This window comes from Candidatus Flexifilum breve (assembly GCF_016713355.1).
Map to the genome: position 1 here is coordinate 13,416 of NZ_JADJPI010000024.1, position 14,332 is coordinate 27,747.

22 protein-coding genes and 2 pseudogenes are annotated in these 14,332 nt (G+C 60.4%); 12 read left to right on the forward strand and 12 right to left on the reverse strand.

All coding sequences use genetic code 11. The annotated features are described in order from the left end of the window. The first annotated feature begins 84 nt into the window (after positions 1 to 84). Positions 85 to 669, forward strand: coding sequence for a GNAT family N-acetyltransferase (locus IPK17_RS20650; RefSeq protein ID WP_343419591.1), 585 nt, complete (start codon positions 85 to 87; stop codon positions 667 to 669). A gap of 379 nt (positions 670 to 1,048) precedes the next feature. Here the strand turns inward: IPK17_RS20650 and IPK17_RS20655 are convergent, their stop codons facing one another. The 12 genes and pseudogenes from IPK17_RS20655 to IPK17_RS20705 all read right to left on the reverse strand — a co-directional run bounded on the left by IPK17_RS20655 (position 1,049) and on the right by IPK17_RS20705 (position 9,693). Continuing rightward, positions 1,049 to 1,612 (reverse strand): non-canonical purine NTP pyrophosphatase, encoded by a 564-nt coding sequence (locus IPK17_RS20655; protein WP_343419612.1) that lies wholly within the window; start codon positions 1,610 to 1,612, stop codon positions 1,049 to 1,051. A 48-nt stretch (positions 1,613 to 1,660) separates the two neighbouring features. Next, a complete protein-coding gene (locus IPK17_RS20660) occupies positions 1,661 to 2,677 on the reverse strand; it encodes a glycosyltransferase family 39 protein (RefSeq protein WP_343419592.1) in 1,017 nt (338 codons plus the stop codon). Next, positions 2,647 to 3,063, reverse strand: coding sequence for a glycosyltransferase family protein (locus IPK17_RS20665; protein ID WP_343419593.1), 417 nt, complete (start codon positions 3,061 to 3,063; stop codon positions 2,647 to 2,649). The genes IPK17_RS20660 and IPK17_RS20665 overlap by 31 nt, the downstream gene beginning before the upstream one ends. Positions 3,064 to 3,167: 104 nt before the next feature. Beyond that, positions 3,168 to 4,229, reverse strand: coding sequence for an SH3 domain-containing protein (locus IPK17_RS20670; protein WP_343419594.1), 1,062 nt, complete (start codon positions 4,227 to 4,229; stop codon positions 3,168 to 3,170). Between the two features lie 225 nt (positions 4,230 to 4,454). Continuing rightward, positions 4,455 to 5,177 (reverse strand): FHA domain-containing protein, encoded by a 723-nt coding sequence (locus IPK17_RS20675; protein ID WP_343419595.1) that lies wholly within the window; start codon positions 5,175 to 5,177, stop codon positions 4,455 to 4,457. 293 nt (positions 5,178 to 5,470) lie between these two features. After that, entirely contained in the window at positions 5,471 to 6,292 is an 822-nt protein-coding gene (locus tag IPK17_RS20680; RefSeq protein ID WP_343419596.1) for a DUF4037 domain-containing protein, read from the reverse strand. A 152-nt stretch (positions 6,293 to 6,444) separates the two neighbouring features. Continuing rightward, positions 6,445 to 7,296 carry a toll/interleukin-1 receptor domain-containing protein gene (locus IPK17_RS20685; RefSeq protein ID WP_343419597.1) on the reverse strand — a complete coding sequence of 284 codons (852 nt, stop codon included), beginning with the start codon at positions 7,294 to 7,296 and terminating at the stop codon, positions 6,445 to 6,447. Positions 7,297 to 7,313: 17 nt separating this feature from the next. Further along, positions 7,314 to 7,591, reverse strand: a pseudogene (locus IPK17_RS40655) (ketopantoate reductase C-terminal domain-containing protein). Beyond that, entirely contained in the window at positions 7,474 to 8,304 is an 831-nt protein-coding gene (locus IPK17_RS20690) for a ketopantoate reductase family protein (protein ID WP_343419598.1), read from the reverse strand. Before IPK17_RS20690 ends, IPK17_RS40655 begins: the two are co-directional and overlap by 118 nt. An 89-nt stretch (positions 8,305 to 8,393) precedes the next feature. After that, a complete protein-coding gene (locus IPK17_RS20695; protein WP_343419599.1) occupies positions 8,394 to 8,528 on the reverse strand; it encodes a hypothetical protein in 135 nt (44 codons plus the stop codon). Further along, a complete protein-coding gene (locus tag IPK17_RS20700) occupies positions 8,479 to 8,892 on the reverse strand; it encodes a GyrI-like domain-containing protein (RefSeq protein ID WP_343419600.1) in 414 nt (137 codons plus the stop codon). Before IPK17_RS20700 ends, IPK17_RS20695 begins: the two co-directional genes overlap by 50 nt. Positions 8,893 to 8,955: 63 nt before the next feature. Continuing rightward, positions 8,956 to 9,693, reverse strand: coding sequence for a MerR family transcriptional regulator (locus tag IPK17_RS20705; RefSeq protein WP_343419601.1), 738 nt, complete (start codon positions 9,691 to 9,693; stop codon positions 8,956 to 8,958). A 136-nt stretch (positions 9,694 to 9,829) separates the two neighbouring features. Between IPK17_RS20705 and IPK17_RS20710 the strand changes: the two genes are divergently transcribed. From IPK17_RS20710 to IPK17_RS20755, 11 genes and pseudogenes are all read left to right on the forward strand, one after another. Beyond that, the gene (locus IPK17_RS20710; RefSeq protein WP_343419602.1) at positions 9,830 to 10,114 is read left to right on the forward strand and encodes an AAC(3) family N-acetyltransferase; all 285 of its coding nucleotides are present in this window, start codon (positions 9,830 to 9,832) and stop codon (positions 10,112 to 10,114) included. Then, a pseudogene (locus tag IPK17_RS20715) lies at positions 10,099 to 10,397 on the forward strand (AAC(3) family N-acetyltransferase). Before IPK17_RS20710 ends, IPK17_RS20715 begins: the two are co-directional and overlap by 16 nt. A 148-nt stretch (positions 10,398 to 10,545) precedes the next feature. Continuing rightward, complete coding sequence (locus IPK17_RS20720; protein WP_343419603.1) at positions 10,546 to 10,668, forward strand: hypothetical protein; 123 nt, start codon at positions 10,546 to 10,548, stop codon at positions 10,666 to 10,668. Between the two features lie 257 nt (positions 10,669 to 10,925). Beyond that, complete coding sequence (locus tag IPK17_RS20725; RefSeq protein WP_343419604.1) at positions 10,926 to 11,555, forward strand: hypothetical protein; 630 nt, start codon at positions 10,926 to 10,928, stop codon at positions 11,553 to 11,555. Then, on the forward strand, positions 11,507 to 11,713 hold the full coding sequence (locus IPK17_RS20730) for a hypothetical protein (protein WP_343419605.1): 207 nt from the start codon (positions 11,507 to 11,509) through the stop codon (positions 11,711 to 11,713). The genes IPK17_RS20725 and IPK17_RS20730 overlap by 49 nt, the downstream gene beginning before the upstream one ends. Before the next feature lie 278 nt (positions 11,714 to 11,991). Continuing rightward, positions 11,992 to 12,153, forward strand: coding sequence for an Ada metal-binding domain-containing protein (locus IPK17_RS20735; RefSeq protein ID WP_343419613.1), 162 nt, complete (start codon positions 11,992 to 11,994; stop codon positions 12,151 to 12,153). Continuing rightward, complete coding sequence (locus IPK17_RS20740; protein WP_343419614.1) at positions 12,113 to 12,253, forward strand: Ada metal-binding domain-containing protein; 141 nt, start codon at positions 12,113 to 12,115, stop codon at positions 12,251 to 12,253. Before IPK17_RS20735 ends, IPK17_RS20740 begins: the two co-directional genes overlap by 41 nt. Next, complete coding sequence (locus IPK17_RS20745) at positions 12,213 to 12,995, forward strand: methylated-DNA--[protein]-cysteine S-methyltransferase (protein WP_343419606.1); 783 nt, start codon at positions 12,213 to 12,215, stop codon at positions 12,993 to 12,995. Before IPK17_RS20740 ends, IPK17_RS20745 begins: the two co-directional genes overlap by 41 nt. 172 nt (positions 12,996 to 13,167) lie before the next feature. After that, entirely contained in the window at positions 13,168 to 13,545 is a 378-nt protein-coding gene (locus tag IPK17_RS20750) for a DNA-3-methyladenine glycosylase I (RefSeq protein ID WP_343419607.1), read from the forward strand. Continuing rightward, positions 13,466 to 13,696, forward strand: coding sequence for a DNA-3-methyladenine glycosylase I (locus IPK17_RS40660; RefSeq protein WP_350341646.1), 231 nt, complete (start codon positions 13,466 to 13,468; stop codon positions 13,694 to 13,696). The genes IPK17_RS20750 and IPK17_RS40660 overlap by 80 nt, the downstream gene beginning before the upstream one ends. Positions 13,697 to 14,031: 335 nt before the next feature. Continuing rightward, on the forward strand, positions 14,032 to 14,244 hold the full coding sequence (locus IPK17_RS20755; RefSeq protein WP_343419608.1) for a hypothetical protein: 213 nt from the start codon (positions 14,032 to 14,034) through the stop codon (positions 14,242 to 14,244). Positions 14,245 to 14,332 lie beyond the last annotated feature (88 nt).

Consider the following 14,332-nt stretch of genomic DNA (forward strand, 5'->3'; position numbering starts at 1 on the left):
TTAAACATCTTCAGGAGTTGTCACACCTGAGACATTCGACTGCATATAATGAATGAGCGAACTCCAGATAAGGAAGGTTGATCGATGCCTGTGCCGTTCTTGGGAAATGAACTGCTGCGCGGGGAGCGCGTGCGCCTCGCCCGTTTGCTGGACAGCGATTACGCCCTGCTCGCCCGCTGGACGGAAGACATGGAGAATCAGCGCTTGCTGCGCCGCTCCATGGTCTATCCGAGCGACGAACGGGATATGCGGGATTGGTTGGGCAAGGTCGACGAATACCAGTTCATCCCGTTTGGCATCCGCACGCTGGCCGATGATCGGTTGGTGGGCATGCTGGCGATCAAGGATATTTTCTGGCAGGCGCGGCACTGCTCGTTCTTCATCAATATCGGCGATCCAGCGGATCAGGGTCAGGGCTACGGCTCGGACGCGGTCAAGGTGATGCTGAAATACGCCTTCTGGGAAATGAACATGAACCGCGTCGGGCTGGAAGTCATGGCCTACAACGAGGGAGCGCGGCGCACCTACGAGAAGATCGGCTTCACGCCGGAAGGCACGCTGCGCCAGTACGTCTACCGTGACGGCGTGTACTACGATGTGCACATGATGTCACTGCTGCGCGCGGAATGGGACGCGCGGTACGCGGACGCGAGTCGGCGGAAATGCTGACCTCACCCTAACAGGGGTAGGATTTTAATTGTAGGGACGAGGCATGCCTCGTCCTCCTTTGCCAAACTAGCCGTCACCCTATTGGCTAAAGCCTTCTTTTTGCTTGCACGGATGGGAGACTTTTGTCCAATTCAGAGAAAAAAACAGGACGAGGCATGCCTCGTCCCTACAGCTTTTGACGCAGGAAACTCAAGTCGATTGGGAAGTGTAAAAGATCTTCCCCTGTCAGGTAACCTCACCCCCGCCCCCTCTCCGAAAAGAGGTTCACGGCAGGACAGTTTTAATATTTCGACACCCTCTTCTCTCAGACGACCCCGAGGGCGGCCTTCGGCCGCGATTGAAGTCCTGGCCTCAAGAAAAGGGAGAGGGGGTGACTGCGCTACCCTTGCCCTGTGATGCGGCGCAGCGTCGGGATGAGCAGGCGCAGCGCATTGCCGCGGTGATCGATGGCGTTCTTCTCATCCATCGTCAGCGCGTTGAGCGTCACATCGAAGCCGTTCGGGATGAACACGGGATCGAAGCCGAAGCCGTTCGAACCATCGCCGGGCGCAAACGCGATTTTTCCCTCCACCGTGCCGACCTGCAAATCGATCAGCGAGCCGTCGCCCGCGGCCAGCGCCGCCGCGCACACGAAGCGCGCCGTGCGGCCTTCTTCCGGCACACCGACCAGTTCCTCAAGCAATTTGGTATAGCGATCCGCATCCGTGCCGGGCGCGTAGCGCGCCGAATACACGCCGGGACGCCCGCCTAAGGCATCGACCACGAGGCCGCTGTCGTCGGTCAGCGTAACCATGCCCGTCAGCTTGGCGTATTCGCGTGCCTTGTGTTCGGCGTTCTCGGTGAACGTCTCATAGGGTTCAGGCACGTCCAAGTTGACGTTGACATCGCGCAAACTCAAGAAAGTCAGATTCAATCCACTGAGCAGCGCCTGATATTCGCGCAGCTTGCCGGGGTTGAAGTAGCGATCAAAATGTCCATACGATTGCCCTCATTATGGTGCGAGCTGTGGGATTACGCGCCAAATCATAAACAGGCTGAGCGGGATGAACAAGGCTGTGATCAGCGGGGTGAGCCACGCCAGCGCCGGACGGTCACCGATCAGCCGCGCCAGCACACGCCGCCACCCTTCCACGCCGAGCGCGGCGAACAACGCCAGCGGGATCAGCGCAGGATACAGATAGCGACCCTGAAACTGCACAAATTCGGTGTTGTAGTACAGATATTGGAGTACGGCAAGCAGAGTCGTCAAGACGAGCAGCGCCCACGCGAGAAACGAAGGACTGAGGACTGAGGACTGAGGACTGAGATCCGATTCACCTGTCTGCGTGTCCGGCGTAGAGGCTGAAGCCTTGTCACTCAGTCCTTTCACCTCAGTCCTCAGTCCTAAGTAGGCAACCCCCCATCCACTCACCACCACCCCGAGGAAGGCCAGCACGATCCAGTACGCCCATGACGGCATGAACAAGCCCATCCAGCCGAACTGTCCGAAGAAGCTGGTGAACGTCGTATCGACCGCGCGGCGCAGATATTCGCCGAAGCCGACCTGCGCGATCAATTCGGCGGTGCGGAGCTGGCCGACCACGACCTGATCATGCCGCCGCAGGCCGAACACATCCGGGAAGCCGTACACGCCGAGGTTGCGCAGCCACAACAGCCCGCCGAGGATCAGCGTGGGGACGGCGAACAGCACGAGGCGGCGGATCAACTCGCCGAAGCGGCGGTCGGGGGTGAACCACCAGTGCAGCAGTACGAACAGCGGCACCAACCCAGCAAGAAAGATCGTGTTCACTTTTGTGAGCAGACCCACGCCGACCGTCACGCCGAGCGCCCACACCGGCACGCGCGCGCCCTGTAGATAGCGGATCAGCAGGTAGAGCGTCACGCCGACGATCAAACCCGCCAGCGCATCGTTGTTGACCGAGGCCATGATCGCGAGGTTTTGCGGGATGAAACCGGCGAGCAGCGCGGCGGCTAAGGCTAACGCGCGCCGATCGGGCAGCAGTGCCAAGGTGATCGCATAGGCGCACGCGACGATCCCCGCGCGCTGATCAGCACGGAAAGCAGGCGCAGCGCGGTCAGGCTGCCGTCGGTGAGGCGATAGACAAGGCCGCTCAACAGGTAGTAGAGCGGCGGCTGATGATCCTCATACTGAATGGTCGGCAAGCGGTCGAGTAGGTCGGGCGGGAAGCGTTCTGCCTTGAGCGTGTCGAGGTAAGCCGAGTCCCAGTCGCCCATTTCAATGACCGGACAGCAGCCGTTCGCCGCCACCTGCGCGGCGTAGTTGTAATGCGCGGGTTCGTCAGGCGCTTGCCACGCGGGCGTACGCACCGCGTACAGCGCCCCGACAATGACGTAGACGATCAGAAGCACAAACAAAGGGATGTGTTTGGTCATGGGTGCGGCAGTCCGTTAGGCAGCAAGCGGACACGCTTGTGCGTGTCCGGCCTCATGTGTAGGGACGCCCAACGGGCGTCCGCCATAGGGTCATTGTCCACCGCTCAGCCCGCGGGCGTCGGGGTGAACGTTGGGCGCAGCGTGCGTGTGGGGCGGAGCGTCGCAGTCGGCGTCCCGGTACTGGTCGGCGGGAGGGTGGCGGGCAGCACCGCCGTCGGCACGATCAACTCGCGGAACAGGTCGCGCGTGTTGAAGGTCACCGCGCAGCGAAACGCGCTCAACTGCCCCCAACCGGGAACGCCGCCGCTCAAAACGACGCGCAGCCACGCGCCGCTCGGGTCCTGCGCGTTGACCGTGACGAACCCGCCGTCGGGGATCGTGCCGATCACCTGCGCGGAAGTGCTCGGCCCATCGTAGAGTGTGACGCCGCCCGCGGCGGTCGTACACTGCGGGTCGATCACGTCGAGCGCGACAGTTTGCTCTAAGGGCGTCGTGCTGCCCGCGCCTTCGGCGATCAGCGTGACGGTGAGCGGGTCAGCGGTGGTGATGATGCCGGTCAGCGACAGCTCGTCAGACGCGCTGAAGGCCGTATCAATCGATTCGGTGGTGCTGAAGCCCTCTAAGCCGACAATCCGCACGCTCGACGCTTGCGGCACATCCCAGCGCAGCGTGATCGTCTGGTTGACGTAGCGCACGAGTGGATTCGGGCTGTAGGCAAAGCTGAGCAGCCGCAGCGGCACAAAGATTTCGACCGTGCGCGTCTCCTGCACCTGCTGATCGCCGTTCGTGGCGATCAGGCCAAACGTGACGGGGCCGGGCGTGAACGGTGTGGTGTCGATCTGAATGTTGTTCTCGTCAGTGTCGGTCTGCATAACCTGCGCGCCGTTCAGCGTGATGGCGACCGAGTCGGCGTCCAGCACCATCCACGACAGGGTGAGCGGATCGCCCTGCGCAACGCGCTCGGCGCTCACGTCAAACTGCGTGATGCTCGGCGTGGCGGTAGAGGGCCGCAGCAGAACCAGCAGGCCGATCAGGAAGATGCCGATCACGGCGACGCCGAGGCCGCCGAACGCGAACACCGACCACGCGGGTAGCGGCGGCTTTTCATCGACATAAGCGCGCGCCGAGACGAGAAAACCCGAGGCATCGCCGGAACGCGCGAGCAAATCAAAGCTGTGCTGGCGAGCGTCACCGAAGAGGCGGGTGCTTTCGGGCGCGCGTCGCCCTGCACCACCACGCGCTGACCGGGTGCGAGTTCGACGCGGTTAGGCACGAGCTTAATGAGCAAATGACTGTTGCTCAGGTCACGCCCGCTGATCGTCAGCGGCAGCGGGGCGCTCCCCTGATTGTGGAGAAACAGGCGAAAGCGGTCACCCGCTTTGAGGCGGCTCTTATCCAACGCCATCCCGAAACCGCTGTACGGCAGCACCAGCAGATTGACGCTCCCACGCAGCACAAGATCGGGTTGGCTTTTGCGGCGCACGGCGATCTGCACGGTGTAATCGCCGGGGCGGCTGTCGCTGCGGCGCAGCGGCTTCGAAGCTCAGGGTGATCTCGGCGCTCTTGCCCGCCGCGATCTCCACTTCGGTTTTGTCGATGCGCAGCCATTCGCGCGGCAGCCCAGTCACTTCGATGGCGAAGCGTTCCGTTTTCTCGCCCTCATTGGTGATGCTGACGCGGGTGGAGATGTGCGCCCCCGGCGCGACCGTCTGATAGGAATCCGCGATTTCGATGTAAAACTCGGCATCGGGCAGGTCGACGCGCTGCGTGGTCTCTTCGGGCACTTCAATGGGGCGCGTGGGGCTGTCGTCGAGCGTCGCGAAGATCATGCGCAGGTCACCGATCATGATCTCTTCGCCGCCGCTGAGTTCGGTCGCGGTGTTGCTTTCGAGACGGCTGCCGTCGATGAACGTGCCGTTCTCCGACTCCATGTCGGCGATGTACACGACGCTGTTCTTCAGCGTGATATTGACGTGATAGCGCGAGAGCGTTTCGTCGTCGATGGGGATCGTGCTGGTATTTGAGCGTCCGATGGTCGTGTTCGGATCGGTGAGCAGGTATGTCTTGAACAGCCCATCCGGGAAGAACACGTCCAGCCGTCCGTATGCTGCCATATATCACCGCTCCTACCGCTTGCAAACGCTGTGTGTATTCTAGCGCGATGGGGGAAAATCTGGCAAAAGCGGTGGGTAAGCGGTGCGTAAAGAAGAGCGGCCTCACCCTGCCTGTTCCGCAAGCCATCCCTATCTAGGGGAGAGGGAGAAACAACCTAGGGGATGTTCGTAGGGACGCGCAACGGCGCGTCCGCCTCCCGCACCCCTCACCTGAATTCGGGACAGGCAACCTCACCCCCGGCCCCTCTCCTAGAGGAGAGGGGAGAACAGCGCATCTGCAAAAGGGCTGCTGTCTAGACCGCGGTGAACCCTTCTGCCGTGAGCAGCGGGTTGAGCTGATCGAGCAGGTGCTGGGCGGCGGCAGGGGTCGCCGGGTCGCCCGTGCCGCCAAGCCGCAGCAGCGTGTCGATATCCGGGCGCATCTGCTCCGGTCGCAGCGGGCAGAGCGTCTCGGCAAAGCTGATCAGGCGCTTTTCGCCGGGGTTGGGCTGGCGGTTGAGCGCAAACAGAATGTCGAAGTAACTGGCAAGCAGCGCCGCGATCCGGTGATTGACGCTCACGAGATCGCCGCGCTTGACCGCCTTCTCGATCTGCTGCAAATACGAGAACATGGTGCGCCGGGCGACGAGCGTATTCTTCTCGATGATGGCGCGGCGCAGTGCTTCGGGATACGGCTGCTTGGCTTTGGCCTGAATACCTGCGAACCACCCGTCGCGATCAAACAGCGGGAGGGCAATTTTGATGTTGTACCAGACCGAGGTGGTATAACCGAGCCAGCCGACCGGCTCATCAAAGATACGCGCCATCTCGCCTTCCGTCCACGAGACCCAGCGGAACAGCACATCCAGCGGATAGCCGGTCTCGGCGTTCACGTAGTTGTCGGTCGTCTCGAACAACTGCAGGTCGAATTCGGCGTCCGGGTTATACGGCTGCGCGGCGACTATCCGCTGATCGAGCGGGATGGCGCGCTCCACATAGACGTACATATCGATATCTGATCCGGGTTCGGCGGCCTGCGACGCGGTCGAACCGCTGACAGCGACAGCCCGCACGAGCGGGATTTCCGCGTAGCGCGCCGCGATCTGCCGCGCGAGTTCCAGTTTAGGCAGAGTCATCGTGGCTCCAAAACAATACGCATCCGATTGTAGTATAGATTCACTAGGCAGGCGGCTAAATGAACAGTGTCGCCATCGCAGCTATCAATTACCTATTGATGAAATTGAACAATTTGGGGAGTTAGGGGAAATGCATCTCAATCTGCTCATTTCTATGCCCCTAGAACCTCAAGCAGTTTTTGACCTTGTCGTCTAATCTCACGTAATGGGATAGCGGAAGAGAATACCATTGAAACAACTATATTGTCTTCAACCAGCCTTGAGTACAACATATAGTCTTTGGCGCTATTCTCAACACTCACAAACCGGATTTTGGCGTTTCCTGACATATTCTCCAAGTCAGTTGGGAGATGGCGAATGATTTCGCGCAGGTCTTCCTCTGAAATCTGCCATATATAGTTATATACTTGCTCATTGCGGCTAATCAATATGGCGTCAGCGGTTAATTGAAGCGCCGCCTCGTTCAACTTGGATACCACCTGAGCAGGGTCGAGATTAGGCGAGCGAGTTAAGGGATTAGTGATTGGAATCAAGTTTTGACTGTCCGATAATGCGCTGTCCGCCGATTCACTTGGACGTTGAGTCGCATCCTCACCTGGAATTGATTTCCGAATGACATACTGTGCTAAGCGTTTGAGAAAATCCTCTGGTGGAAGCCGATGAGGCCGTCCTTCTGTTTCCCGTAAGTCGACATATTGCCTCGTTAAATAGGGCGGGAATATGAACTCCTCGATTCGCAATGGAAGAATAGGGATTTTCTTGTAGGCTGCATATTCTCTCTCGCTGCGAACCCACTCACTTTCCCATGCACCGCGCGTCATTATCACGATGAGTGCCGTTGCGTTGTCTAAACCCTCCTCAAAAATGACGCGTTCCCATTCTGTCCCGTAGTCGATCTGGTCATCAATCCAGACATCAAAACCTTTCTCAATTAAGTAATCTGCTAGTCTGCGAGCGTATTCTCTGCTGCTGTCCCGGTGATAAGAAATGAAGACGTGCGCCATAAGTCCCCCAAAGCGATCTACGGTTTATTGTAGCGTAGATCAGCGAGGCGATTGCGCGCTTCTTGCAGCAGCAGGCTCGCATAAATGAACTGGTTGATCGGCGTAGGCACGCCCGTCTCCCGCCCCATCCGCACGACCGCGCCCGTCTGCGCTTCGAGTTCGAGGGCAGCCCATTGATCAGGTCGCGGTGCAGCGAGGTGGTCGCCGTGGCGGGGAACGTATCAATGAAGGCCAGCGTCCGGTCAGCGGCATCGTCACGCAGGCGGACGCCGAGCGCCCGTGCCACCGCCGCCATTTCGACCAGCACCCCGTAGAGCATGTGGCGCGTCTCGGCGCACGCGCAAGCTCGCCGACGGTCGAGCGCGTCACCGTCCCGACACCACTCAACGCGGTCACGAGCAGGAATTTCTCCCACAGCGAGGCTTCGATGTCAGTCGAATGTTCGGCGTTGATGCCCGCTTCGATGAGCAGCGGCAGAAGCTGATCCGTTGGCGCGGAACGCCCGCCGTCGATCTGCCCATAGATGATGGTCGGCGGCACACCGACATGGCGCACCGTCGTCAGGTCGGTCATCTCGAAGAAGCCGCGCACAATGCCGCCGAGCGTCCGACGCGCGCCGACCATCCCCGCGACTTCATGCGGCGCATCGACGCCGTTTTGCAGCGTGAGGAAACGCGTGTGCTCAGCCGTGAGCGCGCTGAAGGTCTGCGCCGCTTCTGCGACCTGCCACGTCTTTACACCCAAGAACACATAATCAACCGCATCGACTTCGTTAAGCGACTCAACCGCTCCTACCTGTGGTATACGGGTCGGCTCGTCGCCATGCACCAGCGTGATCCCCTGCTCCCGCAAAGCGCGCAGCCGCTCCCCGCGCGCGATAAAAGTGACGTCATGTCCCGCCAGCAGCAGCCGCGCACCGAAGTAGCAACCGACCGCGCCGCTGCCCACCATCACAAACTTCATCAGGTCTTCGACTCCTTTGCTGCCGTGTTCGCGGAGCGCGAACACGCCGCCTGATGCGTGTGATTGTACCGGATCACCGGGCAGAACCTACGGCTTTGTTCGTGGTCGCCGTGAGCGGACGACCGGGAAAGCTGTCAGGCGGAATCGGCCAGGCGGAGACAGACTTCCGTCTCCCACCGCGCCATATCCGGCTCAACATCCGGGTTCGTCAGCAGGAATTCAAAGCGCCCGCCGAACACCGTGCCGTGATCCGCCGGCCATTGATCCACCGGCAGCCCCTGCTGCGCGCACCAGTCGAGCAGCGCCGCGTTTCCGGCTTGCCCATTGGCGACGCCTGTGTAAGTCAGGTGGCGTAGCGCCCGGCCGGGACTTGCCGGGAACTACGCGCTCATCCCCAGCCCCCGGCGCGGCGACCAGCACGCCAATCTCCAGATCGAGTTCACGCGCCATATCGACCACCCGATAGCGCACGAAAGACGATCCGGCTGGCTCAAGCTGGCGCGTCGCCAGCCATGCGAGCACTTCGCTGGTCAATTTGGCCGTCGCCACGCCCACTTCGGACAACCGAACTGACGTGCGAATCGCCAGATACGGCTGTTCGATGCGCGTCTCCACATGCGGTGTCGTCAACATGGGTGTTACTCCATTTGAAATACGTTAGTCCTACATGCGGGAGGCTAAAGGCCGCGTGACATGTTACGACTGCTGCGCTTGATAAATGCGCACGGCCTCGCCCATGTACTCCAGCAGATCGCGGTCGAACAGGCGAAATTCCGGCGGGATGCTCTCGAAGTTGGCGTACATCGCTTTGAGCGACTTTTCGACCTCTGGGTCGCCCTGCGTGAACGCGCGCACCAGTTCGACCTGCCGGGCGGCGAGCGCCTGCACCTGCGGATGATCCGGCGGCAAATGCCGTGCCACTTTGTAATCCTCAGTCAGCTGCATCCAACCGCGCGTCCCCGCTTCGACTTCGGCGGGCGTGGCCTGCGCGAACCGGGCGCGCTGTTCGTCACTATAGTAGCGCCGCGACCATTCCTGCTTGTAGTCGGCATTCAGCGCCGTCACGATGACGGCGATCTCGTGCCAGTCGATCTGGTTGGTTGCGTCGAGGTGCGCGATGGTCAAGTCCAGCCCCGTGAGCGCCTTCTGCAGGCGTTCGATTTCCGCATGGATTGCCTCACGCTGAATGGCGAACGAGCGCCGTAGATCGTAGTGCGGGTCTTCGAGCAGGTCGCGGATCTCGTTGAGCGAAAAACCGAGCGCTTTGAGCGTGAGAATTTGCTGCAAGCGCAGCAGATCAGTTTGGTGATACTGGCGTGTACTGCCGCGCCGCGCCGGACGCAGCAACCCGGATTGATCGTAGTAGCGCAGCGTGCGCACGGTCACGCCCGCGAGGTCGGCGAATTCGCCGACGTGATACGTCGTTCTCTGCATGGCGCAGCCCTCCCCAAGCCCCTGATTGCATTCTGAGTCTACAGGGTGACGTTACGTCAGGGGCAAGCCCCAGTTCCGCATATAATCAAGCAATCGTGCCGGTTTGAACACGAGATGGGATAGAAAGCGGTGTGTCATGCAAGATGAAACTGCAAAACCCGTAGTCGTCCGCAGCCAACTCGGCGCCGATCTGCGGCGGTTGGGGCTGCGGGCGGGCGATACCGTGCTCCTGCATGTCTCAGTGAAGGCGATCGGTTGGATGGTCGGCGGACCACAAGTCGTACTCAAGGCGATCTTTGATGTCTTGACCGCTGAAGGCACGTTGATGATGCTGGCGAGTTGGGAGGGCAACCCGTATGAGCTTGACGAGTGGAGCGATGAGGAACAGCAGCGGTGGTTGGACGAGTGTCCACCCTTTTGACCCAGAGACTAGTCCTGCCGATCACCGCGAACTGGAGCATCCTCGCCGAATATCTGCGCACATGGGAAGGAGCACAACGCAGCACGCACCCACTCGCTTCGTTTGTTGCGGTTGGTCATAAAGCGACCTGGTTGACCGAAGTGCATCCCCGGCACTATGGCTTCGGGGTCGATCACCGCTGGGGCGACTGTGTGCGGCGGATGGACGCGTTCTGGTGCTGGGCGCGCCGCTCTCTAACCTGACGCTGGTGCACCACGCTGAGCAGCTTGTCGTCGCCGTCTAAGCAGCTTGATCAATATCAGATACCCATACTCAAGCTGGCAAGACAGTGTGGGTCGACGTTGAGGAATTTGATACGACCGATGGGATTGCCGATTTTGGCGTGGAAGACTATTTCTTAGAAATCGGGCGCGCTTTCGCGGCGACGGCGAATGCCCGCAAGGGCGCCCGTGGGCGAGGCACAGGCCTATCTGTTTCCCGCCGACGGCTTGAAGAGCTTCGCGATCGAGTGGATGCAGCAGCATTACCGGGGACCACTCCCCGATGAGGATTAGTCAGGCCCGGCCATCGGCGAGCAACACGGGAGATCTGAGCCGGGGTATAATCTAGGCATTACTCAGGAGACTCCTCTCATGCGTTTGAACCTGCCCATCCTCGACCAACTCCAGTCCTCCCAAAACATTCTCATCGCGGGCATGGCGGCGGCTTTGATGTCTTCGCCGGGCTGCCGATCTACTTCACCCTGCGCGAGCAGGGCAAAACCGCATCTGGCCAACTTCAGCTTCCAGCCGATCTCGGAGCCACCAGTTATATGAGCAAAACGGAGAAAATCATCCCCAATTTGTTAATCGGGGCGCGGGGCGAGGTCGAAGTGCCGCTGACCTACTGTCCCGAGCCGTACCTCGCGCAGTGGTTCCGCGACGTGCACGGCGAAGCGGTGACGATCTGGATGTTCGCGAATACGGGCGCGCTCCCGCTGATCGACGCGTATAAGACATTGGTCGAACATCTCGCCATCGACGCGATTGCGCTGGTGGATGGCGGCGTGGATTCGATCATGCGCGGCGATGGTCGGGCGCGGGCACGATTGTCGAGGATAGCGCTCTCGCTGATCGCGGTCGAACCGCTCGATGTGCCCGTCAAGATTCTGGCCTGCATCGGTTTCGGCACCGAAGTCGAAGAGGCGGTGTGCCATTACAGCGCGCTCGAAAACATGGCCGCGCTCTTCAAAGCGGATGCATTTTACGGCTCGTGCGCGCTGGTCAAGCAGATGCCCGCTTTTCAGCAGTTCGAGGCGGCCTGTCGCTATGTGTGGGGAACAACCCAAGCACCGCCAGCCACATCAGCACGCGGATCATCCCCGCGGTGCACGGCGAATTCGGCAATTATCAGATGTACCCGCAGCACCGCAACCTCCTGCCCATCCTCGTGTCACCGCTGATGGCGCAGTACTGGTTCTTCGACGCGAATAAGGTGATCGAGCGCAATCTGCTGCGCCACCGCCTGTGTACCACGCACAACAAGCAGGAAGCCATGCACTTGGCGGCGCACTTCATCGCCAGCACGCCCTCGCGTCCGCGCCGCTCGCTGCCGTATTAGGAACGTCCAAGCCTCACCCCAAGAACCTGACGGCTCTTTGCCCCTCTCCCAAGGGAGAGGGCGGTTAGCTGACTTGAACCGGGGTGAGGCTGAAATTTACAGCAGTCACACGTTGCCAATCCACCTTAAAAATTGCATCCCCGAAAACGGATAGAGGCGCGGCGGCGAATCCTGTACCATAGGCGTATTGATCAACAAACCTCACCCCTACCCCGTCTCTTGGTGGAGAGGGGTAAAAGGAAAACGTTACTACGCACACCGATACGCTGTAGGAACAACTGGCGAGCCGGGATCACGCGGCAGACAGCGAATTCGTGTACGCGGTGGCGACGACGGGCATTTACTGCCGCCCCTCGTGCAAGTCGCCCCCCCAAACGCGAAAACGTCGTCTTCTTCACGCTGCCCGCGCAGGCCGAGGACGCCGGGTTTCGCCCATGTAAACGCTGCCATCCGCGGCAAGCCCATATCACCGACCCGCGCTTGGTCTCGTGCAGGCCGTGTGCGACCATCCACGCGCACATCGATCAACCGGGGCGCTGACGCTCAAGGCGCTCGGCGACCCTTCGGCTATGAAGCGGGACATCTCGGCGAGGTGTTCCAAAGCGACGCTCAGCATCACCCCACCAGTATGCCCAGATGGGAAGGATGGATCGCGAAGACCAGTCTGAACACGGCACAACGATCACCGACGCGATTTACGAAGCGGGCTCGGCTCGCCCAGCCGCGTGTACAGCGACGGCCTGATCGGTATGACGCCGGAGCGTATCGCGACGGTGCGCCTTGTTCGACGATTCGCTACACGGTGGCGACCTGCTACCTCGGCGCGCTGCTCATCGGCTTGACCGGGCGCGGGGTATGCGCCATCGGCATCTACGACGATGAACGCGCGGCGGGATCCGCGCTGACGGGCGGGCTCCCCGCCGCGCACCTGCTCCGCGACGACGAAGCGCTGCAAGCGACGGTGAACGCCATTCTCGATACGGTCGAGGCACGCGCCCCACGCTCGATCTGCCGCTGGATATTCAAGGCGACCGCGTTTCAATGGCGCGTGTGGGACGAACCACGGCGCATCCCCCGCGGAAAACGGCGCACCTATTCCGAGATTGCCGCGGCGCTGGGCAATCCCAAGCGGTACGGGCGGTCGCGTCGGCGTGTGGCAGCAATCGCGGCGATCCTCATCCCGTGCCACCGCGTGATCAGCAAGGATGGCAAGCTCACCGGGTATAAGTGGGGCGTCGAGCGCAAGCGTCTGCTGCTGGAACAGGAAGCGAAACAGGGATAAAACGCTTCCAGATGGTGGTAGCATGTTCGTGGGGTCGCCCAACAGGGCGTCCGTTTCATTTATTCAGACCCACCGGACGCCGTTGCGCCGGCACGTTAACTCGTCGTAACAGAACCCCCTGAGTTGACACCTACTGACGTAAGTATTGATACCTGCAAGGAGATCGTCGCGTATGACCGCTCTGATCCGCTGTGCCTGGAGCGGCGCTGACCCGCTTTCTACGTTAAATATCACGATGAAGAATGGGGCGTACCGCTCCGGGGCGATGATTCCGGCTTTGTTGAAGCGCATCTGCCTGGAAGGGGCTACAGGCGAACAAGCTGGATCACGATTTTGCGCAAAGCGCGAAAACTACCGCGCCGCCTTCGACGGCTTCGACCCGGCGGTCGTGGCACACTACGAGGGCGGAGAGTCGCGGAACTGCTGGCGAACCCCGGCATTGCGCGCAACCGTCAAGGATCGCCTCGACGATCAACAATGCCAGAAATTCCTCGAGGTGCAGCGCAGATTCGGCTCGTTCTCCGACTATCACTGGGGCTATGTCGTATAGCCGACCGATCCACAATCACTGGCAGTCGCTCAGCGGGGATCCCGCTGAAACCGACCTGTCGAAGCGCATCAGCAAGGATTTGCTCAAGCGCGGCTTCAGAGTTCATCGACTCAACGATTTGCTACGCCATGATGCAGGCCACCGGGGTTAGTCAATAATCACACCGTTGACTGTTTTTCGCCATACCGAAATCGCCCAAATGGGTTAAATCTTACAAAACAATAGCTGTCATTTCAATCATATACATGGGTTAAATCTCACAAAAGAATAGTTACACTTGTGGTGCTAATCGACGTATTTCGCGTTACAATCCGCCGCATAATTAAACGGACATTAACGTTCGGAATACGGTATGGTATTTAGGCGTTTCCTTAGTCGAACACTCGACGTGTTCCCCCCCTTTCTTGCCCTCCTCGCCGGGCTGCTGGTTGCATCCCTCCTCTTGATCGCGCTCAACGCCAATCCTCTCGACGCTTTCCAATCCCTGTGGAATGGCGCGGGTTCGGCAACGAAAATTCGACGGCTGCCAAAACGCTCGTCAAGGCGATTCCCATGCTGTTCGTCGCCATCGGCATTTGCGTGGCGTTTCGCGGCGGCGTGGTCAACATCGGCGGCGAAGGCCGGATGATCGCCGGGGCGGTGATGGGCGTGACGGTGGCGCTGGCGCTGGCAATGCGAGAGACGCGGCAGGCTGGGTGATCATCGCGCGCGCGCTGATCAGCGGGTTCACGGCGGGAGCCGTCTACGCGCGGGCATCGCGGGTGTGCTCAAAGCCTATTTCAACGTC